15 protein-coding genes are annotated in these 17,848 nt (G+C 49.2%); 9 read left to right on the top strand and 6 right to left on the bottom strand.

Going from position 1 to position 17,848, the window contains the following annotated elements; genetic code table 11:
* The first annotated feature begins 280 nt into the window (after nt 1–280).
* Nucleotides 281–1,183 (top strand): futalosine hydrolase, encoded by a 903-nt coding sequence (locus AC1DE7_RS14125; protein WP_477534631.1) that lies wholly within the window; start codon nt 281–283, stop codon nt 1,181–1,183.
* A complete protein-coding gene (locus AC1DE7_RS14130) occupies nt 1,180–2,022 on the top strand; it encodes a 1,4-dihydroxy-6-naphtoate synthase (protein ID WP_017690309.1) in 843 nt (280 codons plus the stop codon). The genes AC1DE7_RS14125 and AC1DE7_RS14130 overlap by 4 nt, the downstream gene beginning before the upstream one ends.
* 1,215 nt (nt 2,023–3,237) lie before the next feature.
* On the opposite strand, the gene AC1DE7_RS14135 is transcribed toward AC1DE7_RS14130, so the two are convergent.
* Both AC1DE7_RS14135 and AC1DE7_RS14140 read right to left on the bottom strand, forming a co-directional pair.
* The gene (locus AC1DE7_RS14135; RefSeq protein ID WP_477534632.1) at nt 3,238–3,861 is read right to left on the bottom strand and encodes a pyroglutamyl-peptidase I; all 624 of its coding nucleotides are present in this window, start codon (nt 3,859–3,861) and stop codon (nt 3,238–3,240) included.
* Between the two features lie 21 nt (nt 3,862–3,882).
* The gene (locus AC1DE7_RS14140; RefSeq protein WP_477534633.1) at nt 3,883–4,884 is read right to left on the bottom strand and encodes a Gfo/Idh/MocA family protein; all 1,002 of its coding nucleotides are present in this window, start codon (nt 4,882–4,884) and stop codon (nt 3,883–3,885) included.
* A 489-nt stretch (nt 4,885–5,373) separates the two neighbouring features.
* On the opposite strand from AC1DE7_RS14140, the gene AC1DE7_RS14145 reads away from it, so the two are divergent.
* The 4 genes from AC1DE7_RS14145 (at nt 5,374) to AC1DE7_RS14160 (ending at nt 10,305) form a co-directional block, all read left to right on the top strand.
* The gene (locus tag AC1DE7_RS14145; RefSeq protein WP_477534634.1) at nt 5,374–7,104 is read left to right on the top strand and encodes a helix-turn-helix domain-containing protein; all 1,731 of its coding nucleotides are present in this window, start codon (nt 5,374–5,376) and stop codon (nt 7,102–7,104) included.
* Between the two features lie 99 nt (nt 7,105–7,203).
* Complete coding sequence (locus tag AC1DE7_RS14150; protein ID WP_477534635.1) at nt 7,204–8,277, top strand: FecCD family ABC transporter permease; 1,074 nt, start codon at nt 7,204–7,206, stop codon at nt 8,275–8,277.
* 2 nt (nt 8,278–8,279) lie between these two features.
* On the top strand, nt 8,280–9,296 hold the full coding sequence (locus AC1DE7_RS14155; RefSeq protein ID WP_340389278.1) for a FecCD family ABC transporter permease: 1,017 nt from the start codon (nt 8,280–8,282) through the stop codon (nt 9,294–9,296).
* A gap of 61 nt (nt 9,297–9,357) precedes the next feature.
* Nucleotides 9,358–10,305: an iron-hydroxamate ABC transporter substrate-binding protein gene (locus tag AC1DE7_RS14160; RefSeq protein WP_253506027.1), complete on the top strand. Its 948-nt coding sequence runs from the start codon at nt 9,358–9,360 to the stop codon at nt 10,303–10,305.
* Nucleotides 10,306–10,476: 171 nt separating this feature from the next.
* Here AC1DE7_RS14160 and AC1DE7_RS14165 read toward each other — a convergent pair whose 3' ends face one another.
* From AC1DE7_RS14165 to AC1DE7_RS14180, 4 genes are all read right to left on the bottom strand, one after another.
* Complete coding sequence (locus AC1DE7_RS14165) at nt 10,477–10,929, bottom strand: macro domain-containing protein (RefSeq protein ID WP_308601005.1); 453 nt, start codon at nt 10,927–10,929, stop codon at nt 10,477–10,479.
* A gap of 25 nt (nt 10,930–10,954) precedes the next feature.
* The gene (locus AC1DE7_RS14170) at nt 10,955–11,833 is read right to left on the bottom strand and encodes a TIGR02452 family protein (RefSeq protein ID WP_477534742.1); all 879 of its coding nucleotides are present in this window, start codon (nt 11,831–11,833) and stop codon (nt 10,955–10,957) included.
* 124 nt (nt 11,834–11,957) lie between these two features.
* Complete coding sequence (locus tag AC1DE7_RS14175; protein WP_036672465.1) at nt 11,958–12,443, bottom strand: NADAR family protein; 486 nt, start codon at nt 12,441–12,443, stop codon at nt 11,958–11,960.
* A 91-nt stretch (nt 12,444–12,534) separates the two neighbouring features.
* Nucleotides 12,535–13,473 (bottom strand): NUDIX domain-containing protein, encoded by a 939-nt coding sequence (locus tag AC1DE7_RS14180; protein ID WP_174806449.1) that lies wholly within the window; start codon nt 13,471–13,473, stop codon nt 12,535–12,537.
* Nucleotides 13,474–13,661: 188 nt separating this feature from the next.
* Here AC1DE7_RS14180 and AC1DE7_RS14185 point away from each other — a divergent pair, with 188 nt between their 5' ends.
* The 3 genes from AC1DE7_RS14185 to AC1DE7_RS14195 all read left to right on the top strand — a co-directional run bounded on the left by AC1DE7_RS14185 (nt 13,662) and on the right by AC1DE7_RS14195 (nt 17,789).
* Nucleotides 13,662–14,096, top strand: coding sequence for a MarR family winged helix-turn-helix transcriptional regulator (locus AC1DE7_RS14185; RefSeq protein WP_477534636.1), 435 nt, complete (start codon nt 13,662–13,664; stop codon nt 14,094–14,096).
* A gap of 83 nt (nt 14,097–14,179) precedes the next feature.
* Nucleotides 14,180–15,964 (top strand): ABC transporter ATP-binding protein, encoded by a 1,785-nt coding sequence (locus AC1DE7_RS14190; RefSeq protein WP_477534637.1) that lies wholly within the window; start codon nt 14,180–14,182, stop codon nt 15,962–15,964.
* Complete coding sequence (locus AC1DE7_RS14195) at nt 15,948–17,789, top strand: ABC transporter ATP-binding protein (RefSeq protein ID WP_477534638.1); 1,842 nt, start codon at nt 15,948–15,950, stop codon at nt 17,787–17,789. The genes AC1DE7_RS14190 and AC1DE7_RS14195 overlap by 17 nt, the downstream gene beginning before the upstream one ends.
* Nucleotides 17,790–17,848: the final 59 nt, after the last annotated feature.

A 17,848-nucleotide genomic window follows, 5' to 3' on the forward strand; every position in this document is an offset into this window, starting at 1 on the left:
TATATCTGAAAACATCTATATGTAGTGTTTCATATTCATGGATGGATATAGTATCTTTTTAGAAAAAGTGTCCACTCTTTGAAAGACAAAATCAAGATAAATGTCCTTTTGTAGTGGACAAATATATGCCCGAATTCCATTTATATAAGCTGAACTATACATTTACACGAAAATATAGAAGTAAGTAGTAACCCTAAGAAGTGTAACTAGAAACTTGCTGTAAGAAAGATACTATGGAGGCATATGTTACACTTCTAATACCTCATAAGGAGAATCCGAGATGAATGAACATAGACAGGATAAAAATCAGAATAATAAAGCGAACGCCTCATTCGAGACTAGTGACCAACAGGGAGAATTAAGCGGGGCAACAACGACTTCAGATACTAGTCCGGTACAAGCAAATTCATCACAACGTGTGTTAATTGTAACCGCGGTTGATGCGGAGAAAGATGCGGTCCTCCGTGGTTTGGGAGACATGGCCGCGGAACGATTTGACGTCATCGCTGCGGGCGTTGGCCCAGCCTCGGCAGCTGCGGGAACAGCCGCTACATTGGCATATGCCGTAGTGGCTGCAAGCACTAGGGCGTTGGCGCAGGGTTCCACTGCGCCAAGCCCATCCGATGTGGCACAGGCATCTGCCACATCGGATGGGCCGGGGCCCCTTGCCGGAGCCGGATCACCAGCCTACATGCTGGTGATCAGTGCCGGCATCGGCGGCGGGTTCCCCGGCCGGGCAGACGTCGGCTCCCTCGTGGTAGCCGACGCCATGGTTGCTGCCGATCTGGGCTCGCAGACGCCAGACGGCTTCCTTAGTGTGGACGAGCTCGGATTCGGCTCGTCCATTGTGGCGGCGGACGCAGAGCTTGCCGCTCGCCTGCGCCATGAACTGCAGCGGGCTGGGCTCGCTGTCAGCGGAGGCACTGCGGTCACCGTGTCCACGGCGACCGGAACAGCGGAGACGGCCGCGGAGCTATTGCGCCGCGTGCCCGATGCCGCCGCCGAAGGCATGGAAGGCTTCGGCGTGGCAACAGCTGCCCAGCAGTTCGGCGTGCCAGCACTCGAACTGCGGGCCATATCCAACGCGGTCGGTCCACGCGACCGCGACGCTTGGCGCATCAAGGACGCCCTCGATGCGCTCCGGGCCGCAAGTTCCATTTTACGGGAGGTTATTACATCATGAAAATTGCATTTTCCCCTTGTCCAAACGATACATTTATCTTTCACGCGTGGGTGCACGGGTTAATCCCGGGCGCACCTAAGCTGGATGTCCGTTATGCTGATATTGATATTACCAATGGTCTGGCAGCAAATCCGGATGGACCCGACACACCTGAAGTGATGAAAATATCTTATGCAGCACTGCCATACGTGTTATCTGACTATGCTCTGCTTCCTGCTGGAGGCGCACTTGGCAGAGGCTGTGGTCCTTTGGTTCTGACCGCAAATGGCACGACCGATCCAGCATATCTGTCTGGACGACGGGTTGCTGTGCCAAGTGAACGCTCGACAGCATATCTATTATTCCGTCTGTGGGCAGCGCAAAATGTTCCTGGCGGTGTAGGCGAGATTGTTGTCATGCCATTCGACCAGATCATGCCTGCTGTTCGTGACGGCAAGATCGATGCCGGACTTGTCATCCATGAAGCACGCTTCACGTACCAGAATTATGATCTCAAACTAATGACAGATCTCGGGAACTGGTGGGAAAGCGACACAGGCCTTCCGATCCCGCTTGGAGCGATCATCGCACGTCGCAACATGGATGCTCATGCCCTCGCCGGATGGGCACGCGCCTCCGTTGAATATGCATGGGCGCACCCGGATGAGTCGAGAGCATACGTTATGGAACATGCCCAAGAAATGGACCCTGACGTAGCTGCACAACATATCGGCCTGTACGTTAACGAGTTCAGCGCCAACCTGGGTGATGATGGTTACGGTGCAATCACTGCACTGCTTGGCCGCGCCATGAAAGAAGGACTCGTTCCCGAGTTCGACCTTGATCTGTTGCGAATCTAACTTTGATTTAATTTGAGTTAGTTTCTCTTCGATCTATATCTAAAGAACCTAGCGCACCTTATTTAGCCGAATAACGTGGTATGAGAATTCTAAAGAATCTCAGACACCGTATTCGGCTAAATCTCGTTCATATCACCGACAAACTCGCATAATTTCGCACAACAACGATCCTACGATTCGTTAGAAATTGGTATGTGCGGATTTTCCTAGAATAGCGTGTGCTCGGTTCGTTAGAGTCCGTTCCAAGACGCTCTGAGGAGCAAGCTTCCTAGAAGCCTATCCTAGGTATTCGAAATCGAAATGGTTTGTAAAAATAGACTTAGGGTGCTACAAATTCGAAGGTTTTTCTCTTACGAACCCAGTGCACCTTATTTAGCCAAATATCATGCTACGAAAATTCTAACGAATCCCAGACACTCTATTCAGTTAGAAATCGGTCATATCACCAACAAATTCGCTTCATTCCACCCAATAACGATCCTACGATTCGTTAGAAATTGGTATGTGCAGATTTTCCTAGAATAGCGTGTGCTCGGTTCGTTTGAGTCCGTTCCAAGGTGTTCTGAGGAGTAAGCTTCGTAGAAGTCTATTCGGGGTTTTCGTGGATACAAACCACTTAGCTAGCCAGGGTGATGGTGGTGTCCTTGCGTCTTGTTTCTTAAGAGCTTAGTTACTTAGGGTTAGTAAAGGTCGCATTCAGGAGGGCACGAATCGGAGTCTGTCCTTTAACTGCCCCGTACCTGTTTTGCTGAATTCCTACTTTCCAACAACAGTTGTATAAGCCTTAATGGGTTTCGGATTTGAGGTTTGCGGTTTGCGGTTTTAGAGTCTGTTTTTTACCTAGGCAACAAACTTTCATCAAGATACTTGTTGCAAACTAGTGACCTCACTAACCATGTTGGACTACACTACCCAAGACACATGACACACGAAATAGAAAGAGCTGTCCCCTAACGTCAGACTTAAGACGATGGGACAGCTCTTTTTTCACTCTATGTTCAACTTCATATTTATACTCATATCTATCACTCTGCTCAACCCAAGATCGAAGCAGACAAAAACCATGCAACTACACGCTCTCCACGTCATCTTGAACCCTACTGTACCTCCATCACCCCAACTCACTACTCTCCCTCTCACAACTACGGTCTACGAATCCAACCAACCGTCACCTACGATCTGCTGCAACCGCAGCCGAACGATCGTAACCATCCCCTAAGATTCAGCCACAACCGTACGAATCATAATTCGCAGTGCATCCAGCATCATCGGAATAGGCAGCGACGGGACGGAAGGCTTCAACACAGCCATCTCTGTTGAGGCGGGAAAGTGTACAAATCCTGCACGGATCGGAAGCTGCCCTACTCGAATGTGATCCAGCACCCGGTACATTGTGTTGTTGCAGATATATGTACCTGCTGTATTGGACACGGTAGCTGGAATACCTGCTGCGGACATGTCATTCACCATGGCACGTATGGGCAACGTGGAGAACAAACCGTCCGGGCTACCGTCTACAATTGGCTCGTCCACAGGACGCTGTCCTTGGTTATCCGCGTAGGAGCCTGGCGGAATATCTTTGACATTCACGGCGATCCGCTCCGGTGTGATGGATGTTCTGCCCTTGGCCAGCCCACAGGCGATAACGACATCTGGCCGATAGGCTTCCATCTCTGCGATCAGCTGGTCTGCACATTCATCGAAGTGCACGGGCAACAGTACTGTTTTTAGCTCAGCACCCTCGATCACTTCGTTTGCAAGAGCATCCATTAATGCCCCCGTCGGATTCACCGCATCCCCGCCAAAAGGTTCAAACCCGGATATCAGAATCTTCACCATCACACGTCAGCTCCTGTCTGTTTACTCCGATTTGTAACGTAATCCCCACTGGCCCCGAATCGTGTCCATCAGTTTCATGATTTCCAAGGATTCGTCCAGTTTAATGGTGTTGCTCTCCGTCCGACCTTCGAGGATACAACGTCCCGCTTCTTCTGCCTCAAAAGCATAACCAATACATGTTCGATCATCCGTGAACTTCTCCGGCTCGTCCTGACCATTCACATGCAGATAGGCTTCTTTACCCGCCAAGAATAAAGGAAGACGAATCTTGCCTTCCGTACCGTATATGACCGCTTCATTGCTAAGGTTCAGACGAATGGCAGCACTCAGTGATGCAGAACGTCCCTCGGAATAGGACAACAACACGGAAAATTGCTCGTCCACACCCGTCTCACCGATATTGGCTGTACTCCATACATGCTGGGGCTGTTCACCAAAGATCATCGATGCAAAGGAGATCGGGTACACCCCTGCATCCAGCAAAGCGCCCCCACCCAGATCGGGATTAAGCAATCTTCCTTCCGGCTCCCAGCCGACACGGAATCCAAAGTCTGCCTGAAGCAAACGTACTTCACCGATTCGTCCTTCTGCAATCCAGGCTCTGGCTTGAGCGATCGGCGGCAAAAATCGTGTCCACATCCCTTCCATCAGGAAAAGGTTACGCTCCCGTGCCGTCTCCACCAGTTGCTCCAACTGACGCGCGTTCATCGTAAACGGCTTTTCACATAGCACCGCCTTGCCTGCCTCCAGACAAGCCATTACATTCTCCTTATGCACAGGGTGAGGTGTTGCCACATAGATAATATCTACCTCAGGATCTTGCAGCATTTCATCATAAGAACCGTAAGCGCATGCAAAACCATATTCAGCTGCAAACTTCTCCGCACTTCCCGCTGTCCGTGAACCTACCGCTGCTTTCACAGCGTTTCCCGCATGCTCCAGATCCCTTGCAAACTGGGATGCAATCCATCCCGTGCCCATAATGCCCCAGCGTACTTTGTCCCGTCCCACTACTTCTGTCATATTAAAGCCTCCCTACTGCAATTTGAGTTGAAAAGGTTCATGATTCAGATCAGGCCAACATGTTATCCCCTTTATTTTACCAAAAAGAAACGCTTACGTCAGAAAACGATTTCGATTATGTGCTTTCAATAGACTTCAAGCTCATCAGGGCCTCGAACATATCTGTGTACATTTCAATTCTCCAGTAGATTTGCTAAGATTATCAGCAGACTAGGGCCAAGAAGTCTTGTCCGTAAACATACTTGTAACTAGCGACAATCTGGTTAAACTATCGATCACATCTGATAACGGGATCATATACCCTGTGCTATTCATAAAACATCTGGCTATACTGCAAACGTGCTTTTGACAAGGCAGCCAGTATTAACTACATCATGCAAAACGCATCAATAGACGTTTAAGATAGACCTTCATGTCCGAGAAAATATGGTACGTTCCAGATTCAATTATTACCTAAACTTTTCCAAAGAGAGGAGGTCGCATAGCAACATGACTACCATCCCCGGTACCGCCCACAGCGGCATGAATCCACACACGTTGCATCAGCAGACAAGTCCCAACGCAGAAAAGGAATCCTCAACCCGGGCAGGCCTGGATGCCTTCCTGAATGATACCCTGATCGAACTTCGTCAGGCAGAACATATTATAACCCGTGGGAAATGGCGCTGGTCCACAGCTGAGCTAGCTCATCATACCTTCATATACATGCACAAATTCACAGGCCAACTGATCATGAATGGAATCAAATCTCACGTGGTTCGCAAATCAGCTTGTCTGTCCCTACCAGGAACTGCAATTGAACTGTTTAGTGATGAAGACCATGATATTGAACTGTATATCATTCACTTTGATATGTATCGGGCTACGGAGAAAACAAAAGCCAGACGAATCTACGAACGTGAGCTCAGTTCACCTGTTACAGGCTGTATTCAGGGCCCATTTTACGGTATACAGCGCATTGCCGCACAGCTTACACAATTAAGCAATGAAGGTTTGGAAAGGGGCTTGAAAGCACAGCTCTTCCTGACGGAACTGTTACATATGCTCTGGCCTCAAGAAGACCAGACTGACGTGGGGGCTGGGCAGGATGAACCCGAACAGTGGCTCAGGTCCACCCTGCAATACATGCGCGAAAACTATATGCACGAGATCAAGCTGGAGAAGCTGGCTGAACTGGCTGACATGCACCCGTCCTATTACTCGCAGCTATTCAAGAGCCGCATGCAGAAAAATCCGATTGAGTACATCACTCATCTGCGTATGAACCGAGCCAAGGAATTGCTGCTTACTTCAGATCTGCGTATCCGTGATGTGGCTCGTGAAGTGGGTTACCGTGACGAATTTTATTTCAGCCGACGTTTCCGAAACCATGCCGGTTATGCGCCAACTTCCTATTCGAAGCAGGTCCACCGAAATATCGTGTCGCTCTCCTATCCATACACGGACCACCTGATGACACTTGGCATCACGCCATGCGCAGCTCAGATCCAAGGCCATCTTCCTCATATGCCCAAATCGCTGACGTTGCCCTTCCACGCCTATGAACCTTGGGAACAGGGACGTCAGGCTTTTCTTGATGTGAATCCTGAATTGATTCTGACCAAGGACAATGCAGCTGCCAAAGCGATGGAGCATATTGGCGATGTCGCGCCCATCATCACGATTCCCTGGAACCAGACAGACGTCTTCGGTCATCTGCATCAGATTGCATCCATTGTGGATCGTACCCAAGCAGCCACAGATTGGCTGGATCGACATGAACGCAAGGCAGAGCGTGCACGCAAAAAAATCAAGGAATTCGTCGGGGACATCACCGTTGCCGTTGGCACGTTAACACCTAAAGGTCCACGGATGTACAGCCATCGGAACTTTGGACATGTCTTTTATCGAACCTTGCAATTGGCCGCTCCTCAGCGCATTCAGACCGAACTGGCTGGCAAATCTCCCGGCGTTGGATTCAACTGGCTGCCCTTCACACCAGGAGAATGGGACGGACTTGAGGCAGATGTGCTGGTACTGGCGATTAATTCTATGCATGAAAAGGCAACACTGTTGAAAGAGATGGCTTCGAATCCACTGTGGAACAGCCATCCTGCGGTAAAAAACGGACGTGTACATCTCATCGACTGGAACTCATGGGTCGTATATGCTCCATATTCCATCAACATCCAGCTCGATGAAGCGCTCTCTATGTTGACGAACAAACCTTCACTTTTGTAATCTAAAAAATGTCCATCTCCAGAATCTTAATTTATGCCATGTACGGGCCTGAATTAAGATTCTATAATGATCACTAATTGATAATGATAATCAATAACAATGAAATACGTTGTTGGTACCAAAGGAGTGACCCGTATTCAACATCCGGGACTGCCACATCGTCCGTCTAATTCAAGAAAATCTGCAGTGACCGTTGGGCTGACGTTTTTGTCTGCCATAGCCATACTGCTGCTAAGTATGTTTGTCGCAATCTCTTTAGGTGCCAAAGGGCTAACGCTGGAAACCGTATGGGCTGCCATATTTCAGTACAACCCAGCTTTGACACCACATCAGATTATTCATGAGCTGCGGCTGCCTCGTGTCCTTGCCGCAGTTATTATCGGCGCTGCCTTTGCCGTTGCAGGAGCTTTAATGCAAGGCATTACGCGTAATCCGCTGGCAGACACGGGCATTCTGGGCATTAATGCTGGAGCCACTTTTGTCGTAGCACTGAGCTTTGCCTTTTGTCCCGGACTGCCATACGGCTGGATTATGTTTTTATCATTCGTGGGAGCTGTTCTGGGCACACTGCTTATCTTCCTGCTTGGAATGGCAGCACCTGGTGGTCTGAATTCCATCAGACTGACCGTTGCCGGAGCGGTTATTGCAGCCATGTTAACCTCGCTCAGCACAGGTGTTGCCATTTATTTTGACCTGAGTCAGGATCTGGCCTTCTGGTATGCGGGAGGTTTTGGCGGAATAGAATGGCGGCATCTGAAGTTAATCCTTCCCGTGCTGCTCGTGACGCTGGTACTGATCATGCCACTCGCCCGGCGTGTATCCCTTATGTCACTCGGTGAAGAAGTAGCGATTAATCTCGGGATTAACTTGCGCTGGACGAGGTTTCTCGCCCTCGCAGCGGTTGTTGTGCTGGCTGGTGTGTCCGTGTCGGCAGTAGGCTCGATTGGATTTGTCGGACTTGTCATCCCTCATATCTCACGCAAACTGGTGGGTGTGGATTATCGACTCATCATTCCGATGTCTTCTCTGCTTGGAGCGATATTACTGGTGCTCGCTGATCTGGGCTCACGCATCGTGAACCCGCCCGAGGAGCTCGCGGTAGGCATTATGGTCGCTTTTGTCGGTGTACCTTTCTTCCTCTATCTGGCCCGTAAAGAAAGGAGGGCCTTGTAGCGATGAATTTTAATACACCTTCACGAGGTAAACGTTCGATAGTCGTCAGTATCACGCTGCTCTGCATAGCCATTGCCGTTATTGTGATCAGCCTGAACACGGGAACCATTCGTCTCTCCCCAGCGGCTGTGTTACAGACTTTGTTTGGTAATGGCAGTTCGGATGATCAGATTGTACTGTTTGATTACCGACTGCCTCGCATCCTGGTAACTGTACTGGCCGGAGCGGGACTTGGTATTGCCGGAGCAGCCTTGCAAGGGATCACCCGCAATCCATTGGCGGACCCGGGCATTCTGGGATTACATGCAGGGGCTGCATTTGGACTAATGGTGTTTGTTAGTCTCTCCTTTACGATGGATGGCTCTGTGGCCTTGCTGATCCCGTTGTTTGCTTTTGCAGGCAGTGTGGCCGCTGCCCTGATCATCATGCTGTTATCTTATGATCGCCATAACGGCGTATCACCCATCAAGCTGATTCTGGTGGGAATCGCGGTAGCGGCCGGGTTCCATGCCTTGACACTCTACCTATCCCTGCGTCTGGATGAAGACACCTATTCCTTTGCCGCTCGCTGGTTGGCAGGAAGCGTCTGGGGCCGGGATTGGATTCATGTGCAAGCGTTGCTTCCTTGGGTGGTGTTATGTATATCGTACATCTGGAGTCGATCCAAAACGCTCGATGCCTTCAATCTTGGAGATGCTGCCGCAACCAGTATCGGAACGCCTGTCCGATCCCAGCGTATTATTTTGCTGCTCTGTGCCGTGGCTTTGTCTGCCGTTAGTGTATCAATGGCTGGTGGAATCGGCTTTATCGGTCTGGCGGCACCACATCTGGCGCGTAGGCTTGTCGGTCCGATGCATCGGCATCTGATTCCAGCCGCCGGGCTTATCGGTATGGTTATTCTGGTGAGCGCCGATACAATCGGGCGAACGATCTTTCAGCCTAATGCCATTCCGGCAGGCGTGGTGGTTGCTGCGATTGGTGCACCTTACTTTTTGTACCTTTTAGTACGAAGCAAGTGATCTTTTTTTCAAAAAAACAATAAAGACATCCAAGAGATGTTCAAGGAGAATGTGATTACCCATGTTAAAGAAAAATCTTATGCTTGTCATGAGTATCTGTCTGGTGCTTGTGCTTGCAGCCTGTGGAACGACCAATAATTCATCATCTGCTTCTGGTGGTTCGTCCACGGATACTTCAACCAAGAATCAAGACAACAGTGCAAGTTCGGGAGAGCAACGTATTGCCTCCATGTCGATCCATCTGACCAATGATCTGCTGTCTCTCGGCATTACTCCGGTTGGTTCCGTTATCGGTGGCGAAGCCAAAGGTTTCCTGTCCCATGTTGCTGATCAACTTCAAAATACAACGCCACTTGGTCCGGTTAAAGACCCGGATATGGAAGCTTTGCTTGCCCTGAAACCCGATGTGATCTATCTGGACGAAGAATTCTCCGGTGGTGATATTGCCAAATTCGAAAAAATTGCTCCGGTGCATGTCTTCAATCTGGATGACGGTACATGGCGCGACCATCTGAAAGACATTGGCAAACTCGTAAATCGCGAGAAGGAAGCCGAGCAATACATTCAGGACTACGCAACCGAAACGGAAGAAGTGAAATCTCTGATTCATGACACGATTGGTGATGGGACTGTGATGGCAATCCGTGTTACTGCTAAAGAATTACGTGTATTCAGTACACGCCGTCCCATGGGTCCCATTTTGTATGAGGATCTCGGTCTGACTCCTGCCAAAGGGATCACAGATATCGATTCGACTAAACCGTATCAAGTCGTCTCCCGTGAAATATTGCCGGACTATGATGCAGATGCGATCTTTGTAGTTGTGAATTCGGATGATGAAGCCCAGACCATGTTCAAGGAGCTACAAAACAATCCGATCTGGCAAGGCCTGAAAGCAGTCAAAGCCGGCCATGTCTACCCGATTGGTGCACAACCTTGGCTGGATTACTCATCGATCGGTAATAAAATGGCCATGGATGAAGCCAAAGAAATGTTCTCCAAAAAATAAAGTGTCCGATACATCTGATACCCATCAACTATAAAAACAACAAAAAACCTCACTTTGAAATCGGAACAGCGTTTGTATGAATCATACGGACGCTCTATTCCCCTCAAAGCTGAGGTTTTTTGCTTTGGATCTGCCAGCAAGCTGTAGTCCATCCTCTTCTACCATGTGTGCTCACAGTGTACAGACAATGATCTCAACATCCGTATTGGCAAAAGTTTCCTGGATAATCGGACTGACCTTCTCCCATTTCAGCCTGTCCAACCCGCATCCTATTCGGGGCATAGCCAGTTTCGTAATGCCATCCATCACACATACGTCTCGCATGGATTCTACCGCATTAGTCAACGATTGATACGTCGGCTTATTGGAGAACTTTACCTTGGTGACCAGATTCATCGTCCGTCCTACCGGATAACATCGTCCAATCTCAAGCGGCTCCTGTTTGGCCTGCTCTTGAAGATTTTCCAAACCAAATCGCTCCCGAAACTGTACCGCAATGCCCTTGCCCATCCTTGCATCGGCTGATATGCAGTGCGCAAGCGTGTACTCATCCCCCAGTTCAAATAAATCCTGTTCTCTCTCATGAAACTGCATGGCATTCATCTCCTTTTCACGCGCTCTCATTCAATCTATATCCCATATTTTTTTATTAGGCCTCTGTCAAAAAACGTTGAAATGCCTTTAATGTTCGCTGACCTGAGGATCGATCATATACAGCAAATACAATTCGTTCAAAGGAGTCCTTAAATCCCTCTCCCACTAACACATCGTGAAAATACTTCGCCACCACTGCCGGTTCATTACGAAATACTCCACAACCATATGCACCGAGAACAATCGTCCGATGACCATTCGTAGCAGCCACGTCCAGAATATAACGGATGCGTTCCTTCATCACGCACTCAATCTGTAGATCATCAGCTTCTCCACGCTCTTTCACCACACCCGCATTCACCGCTGGCGCAGTGATGAAGGATGATAAATAATATTGGTCCAGCAGTCGGTCTTCATCATCACGGATCACCGGAACATCAGGAGAATAGATCATATGATTCGAATAGAGACCTGATCGCTGTTTGCGATTGTACTCGTACATTTCATCCATTTGGGCGATGCACGGGTATAGTCCTGTCGCTCGGGCCAGACTCTCTTCCTGTGCCTGACTTCCACCAAGGAAACCGCCGCCAGGATTTTTCGCCGATGCAAAGTTCAGACAGACCACATCTTCTCTTCCTTCAGCTACCGTCAAACGTGAAGCCGCTCCAAGTGTAGTCTCTCCAGTAACCTCAATGCGCACTGACACAGATGCAGCTTCAGCTTCAGTTGATGAGGCTACCGAATGAGTTTCTGCGTGAGCTTCTGTACGGAACTTCCCCCTGAGTGTGGAAAGCTCCGAAGGACGATATAATACCGAATCCCGAATGGCTTGCTGCACATCAATACCTATCTCAACCTTGCGATCATACCCATTTACGTATTGCCCTTCATCCAAAATAGCCAGCGTCTGCTGTGCGATACTGGCCCGCATGGTACGTGGATTGGAGCCGGTAATACCCGTTGATCTATCAAGTGTACTGTTGTTGTTGTTGTTGTTGTTGTAACGTCCACTGCTGTTCTTGTTATTACTGCTATTGTTCTTATACTGTTGCTTATCACTCATCTGAATCACTTCCTATATCTTCTCTTAGACGGGTGAGAATCTCACCCAGCCAGTTGGTTCCCCGCCATGTTCTTCTATTCCGAATACGCGGATCTTCCTCCGCCAGTCCCACACCCCAGATGCGATCATCCGGACTTGCTTCCACGAGAGTCGTTCCACGGGTGGCACGCAGCGCGGTTAGCATTTCTTTGTTTTGTGTAAATTTGCCCCAATTGCCTTCGTAGACAATGCGCTGGCATTCCGTTTCCCATAAAGTCTGGTCGAAACCTGCGACCTGTCTGCCCAGCTTTTTTTGCACCGAAGCAGAGCTTGCCTTCAGAATCTTGTCTGCGATGGTCTGATCGCCAAACAGCAGCGCTTTCTGGTGCATCATGTATTGCTCCGCACTCGTGTAGTGAACCCCGTTCATGGTAAAATCCGCCGGGTGCCACTGCGAGAACGGAGATGCAGTCCGCCAGAAAAACGTAAACTTTTCCATCCATATCCCCTCTTTACTTGTTCCTCATGGTTGCAGTGATCCCGCCCATGGCTTGAATCACTTCGTCCGTGTTCATTGATGCTTCCCCTTTTCAGGGTGTCTGCCTCTCTGGGTCCAATCTGTATAAACGTGATGGTCGATGACCGGCACTGCTCGCATACTCTCCCGTCTCAATAACCCAATCGGCGATTTTACGCCGGAAAGCGGCAGCCAGCAGTTTTTTGCCACTGATGATCTCATGTACTTTCTGAAGTGCAGTCAGCGTAAACGTCTCCGGCATCAGATTAAATGCAATATCCGTGTACTCGATCTTGGATCGCAGACGTTCAAGTGCATAATGAATGATTTTGGCATGATCAAATGCAATCCCCTGAACCTCCCCCAACGTCAAACGATGGCTTCGTACTTTTCCTTCTATCGTTTCTTTCGTTTCAACAATTGCCGATAACTCTTCTGTTCCATTGGTCAAAATCAACTGCAATCTGCGTTCTGTCACACGTCCACGCTCATGGATATGGCGCTTCTCTTCCAGAAGCCGCTGCTCCACCCGAAACCAATTGGCCTCACTGGCATCATCGCCAGCCTGAAGCTCCAGCTCGCTGCTATCGACCAGCGCCATATAGGAACAACTGATGACCCGTGTACGCGGATCTCGCTCCACATCTCCCCAGGTATACAGTTGCTCCAGATAAATATCATCCAGCCCTGTCTCCGTCAACAATTCCCGCCGAGCAGCATCTTCCAATGATTCCTGCATGGAGACAAATCCGCCCGGTAACGCCCATTGGCCCAGATAGGGATGACCACCCCGCCGGATTAGTAGTAACTGGAGTTCGGGTTCAGCGAGCTTGCGATAATTCTCCTGAGCTTCACTGCGAATCGTAAAGACCAACATGTCCACGGTGACGGAAGGACGTTCGTAATCACCAGCATTATACGTTTCCAGAAACTGTTGTTCACTGATATGTACCTGATCCTGATGCTCCCGGTAATCGGGAGTTTTTCCTCCAGAGGAACCTTCGTAAGTCATAATAACCAAACTCCATTCTGTTATTAACATTGTGTTATTAACAATTAGATAATATCAATTTATCACATCATTTTATGTCAGGTCAATATTTCCAGTCCTAAATAAATGATCTGTATTCACTTGACGATATGTCAAATCGAACTTAAGATTTATTTAGTCGACTAACTAAAAGGATAGGAGTAGATGATATGAACCCAGTCCAAAATGATCGGTTAATGGGACAGCTATCCGAACTCGTGAAACTGAAACGCTACAAGGTTCATGAGAAACTTGTGAACCACCCCGAGTTATACCCGGGGCAGCCCCCTTTGCTGTTCCAGCTTGAACGGGAAGATGGTCAATCCCAGAAAAACCTGGCCGAACAACTTCAGCGCAGTCCCGCAACGGTAACCGTGATGCTCAAGCGCATGGAATCATCCGGTTATGTGAGACGTGAAGCAGACCCGAAAGATATGCGCAGTTTGCGGGTATACCTGACGGATCAAGGGCGCTCTGCGCTACAAGAATTGAGAGAAGTGATTCAGGAGTTGGAACAGCAAGCCCAGAAAGATTTTACACCGGAAGAATCCGAGATCATGTCTGCACTTGCACAGCGTATGCTTCAAAACCTGCGTGAAGCTTGAGGTAATACAGATTCGCGATTGAAGCAGCTAAAGGTATTATGAAATTGATTCACTTATGCTATGAAGATTGAGGTGATTCCCTATTGTGGACGTTAAAACGATTCTTGACCCCGTATAAGTCGGCGGCAATCGTCGCCCCGCTGCTCATGGTACTTGAGGTTACCATGGACCTGCTCCAGCCCAAGCTGATGTCCAGCATCGTGGATGATGGTGTACTTGCAGGGAATCTGCCCCATATCATAACTACAGGTCTGATCATGCTACTTGTTGCGTTAATCGGCTGGGTTGGCGGCGCAGGCTGTACACTCTATTCAAGTAAAGCTGCCGTTGGATACGGCACAGATCTGCGCCAAGAACTGTTTGACCATATTCAAACCTTCTCCTTCCGCAATCTGGATACGTTTCAGGAAGGATCTCTGATCACTCGTCTGACCAGTGACATTACCCAGATGCAGACCTTTGTACAGATGCTGCTACGGATGTTTATCCGTTCACCAATGCTAATCATCGGTAGTATCATCATGGCGTTTACGATCAGTGTAAAGCTGGCTTTAATTCTTATTGCGACTGTACCGGTGCTGTTTATTATTTTATTTATTCTGATAAAAGCTTCCTATCCGCTGTTCGCCAGTGTGCAGAGCAAGCTTGATCAGGTCAACGCTGTGCTTCAGGAGAATCTTGCCGGCATTCGTGTCGTCAAGGCGTTTGCACGTGCGCGTCTGGAGAAAAAGCGGTTCAAACACTCCAATGAAGATTACACCTCAACTGCCGTCAAAGCCTGGCGTATTGTCACACTGAATGCACCCGTACTCAGCCTGATGCTGAACGCTACCATTGTAGCGGTGCTGTGGTTTGGAGGTTTCCAGGTAGTGGGAGGCGATATTGCTGCCGGGGATCTGATTGCTTTTATCAACTATGTCACGGTTGTACTCTCGTCCCTCACGTCGATCGGCATGATGATGATGAGTTTCTCCCGCGCCAAGGTATCAGCTACACGGATCAACGAGGTGTTACATACACAGCCGGATATTCAATCGGGAACCGATAACTCCGGGAATGTACAGTCATCCCCGTCTACTCGTGATCAGTCCCGAAACCAAACGTCTTCTCTTCCCTCCCACACAGGCGGTCAAGTGGAGTTCAGAGACGTATCTTTCCGTTATGACGGAGACCATGCACTCACTGACATTAACCTGAAGGCTCGCTCGGGTGAGAAAGTGGCCCTGATCGGTTCAACAGGTTCAGGCAAAACCTCGCTGGTGCAGCTGATTCCCCGTCTATACGATGCTTCGCAGGGTGAAGTGCTCGTGAATGGAGTGAACGTTCGCCACTGGGATCTTCAGGATCTTCGCAGCCGTGTGTCCATTGTGCTACAGGAATCCATCCTGTTCAGCGGCAGCATCCGGGATAACATTTGTTTCGGCCGGCCCGGTGCAACGGATGCTGAATTGCGTGCTGCGGCACAAGCTGCGGCAGCGGATGATTTTATTATGAAACTGAAAGATGGGTATGACACGGAGCTGGGTCAACGCGGGGTCAATCTGTCCGGTGGACAAAAACAGCGGATATCCATTGCACGCGCCCTGCTCATGCGACCGGAAGTACTGATTCTGGATGATAGCACCAGTGCTGTTGATCTGCGTACGGAAGCGAGCATTCAGAAGGCTTTGCAGTCCTTGATGAAAGACAGCACGACCTTTTTGATTGCACAGCGGATCTCCTCCGTGAAGGATGCAGACTGTATATATGTCATTGATGAAGGACAGATCGTTGCCAGAGGCACACATGATGACCTTATGGCTCATTCATCACACTATCAAGCCATCTATTATTCGCAGCAACGGAAGGAGGATGTTCAATTTGGCTAAACCTGCATCTTCCTCCATACAACAAACGGTCGTGCCTCCCATCGGAAGACCCGGACCAGCGGGAAGAGGACCTGTTCCCAAAATCCGAGCGAAAAATGCTCGCCATGCCCTAATCCGGGTATGGTCGTATATGGGACGTCATCGCAAAGGAGTCATTGCTGCATTAGTGCTGACGGCTCTTGGAACACTGCTCAATCTGGCAGGACCTTACCTTCTCGGCCGTGCCGTTAACGAACATATTGTGCCCAAGGTAACCGCGGGTTTGCTGAAGGAATGTCTTCTTTTGCTGAGTGTGTATGTCCTTGGCTCACTCCTGATGTGGGCTCAATCCTATGTCATGATTGGTGTGTCCCAACTGACCGTTAAGGATCTGCGACATGCGTTGTTCTCCCGACTGCAAGAGCTGCCTATCCATTTTTTTGATAAAAATCAAAGCGGGGATCTGATGAGCCGGGCGACCAATGATATCGATAACGTATCTACAACGCTGAATCAAAGCGTAACTCAATTGATGTCCAGTGCCATCCTGCTCGTTGGCTCCTTGTCGATCATGTTTGCACTTGATGTACGGCTTACCCTGCTCAGTCTGGTGACTGTACCGTTGATTACCATCGCCACTCGCCTGATCGCGTCAAGAACACGTAAACACTTCACAGCCCAGCAGAAATTGCTTGGTGAGCTTAATGGGTATGCTCAGGAAACCATTGCTGGACAAAAAGTCGTAGCGGCTTATAACCGTCAGGATCAGGCACATCAACATTTTGAGAATTTGAACGAGAAACTGCGCACATCCAGCACACAGGCCCAGACCGTTTCGGGTTTGGTTGGACCTACGATGAACGTGATGAATAATATCGGGTTTGCCATACTGGCTTCTGTAGGTGGATGGATGGCTTATCATGAAATGACGTCCATCGGACTGATCGTCAGCTTTCTCGCTTACTCCCGCCAGATTGAGCGGCCGCTCAACGATCTTGCCAATCAGTACAATCTGATTCAGGCTGCAATTGCAGGTGCTGAACGTGTGTTTCACATTATGGATACGCCTAGCGAATACGTAGAGGAACAGAAGAAACAACTGGACCAGATTCAAGGTAAAGTGGTATTTGAAGACGTCTCTTTCGGATACAGTGCGGAGCGAGACATTTTGAAGAAGGTCAGTTTTACTGCAAAACCTGGTGAGATGATTGCACTTGTTGGACCCACCGGCGCAGGCAAAACGACCATTATCAACCTGTTACCCCGTTTCTACGAGATTACAGGCGGATGGATTACCATCGATGGATGTAACATCTCGGAACTGGAGAAGGATCAACTCCGTCGGCAACTCGGCATTGTACTTCAGGATGCCTACCTGTTCTCGGGTACCATTCGCGACAATCTCGCCTACGGCAAGCCCGACGCAACCGATGAACAGATCAGGCAAGCGGCTGAGCTGGCGAATGCACATTCGTTCATCCGAAAACTGTCACAAGGTTACGACACCCCCATCATTTCCGGGGGAAGCAACCTGAGTCAGGGACAACGACAACTGCTGACCATTGCCCGGGCAATTCTGGCTGATCCGGCCATTCTTATTCTGGATGAAGCAACAAGCAGCATTGATACGCGTACGGAGATGCACATTCAGGAAGCGATGCGCACTTTAATGAAAGACCGTACCAGCTTTGTCATCGCCCACAGACTGAGCACGATTCATGAAGCCGATCAGATTCTCGTCATTGATGATGGACAGATCGCTGAACGGGGCAACCATGATGAGTTGATGAAGCAACAAGGATTCTACTATCAGTTACATCAGGGACAGCTCAATAAGTCGAACTAAAGCGACTCTGCAAAGTTACTCCATGCCGAAGCGGACCTTAGCGCGTATGGAGCAAGTAA

The sequence above is a fragment of the Paenibacillus sp. 10L310 genome, from assembly GCF_056395745.1.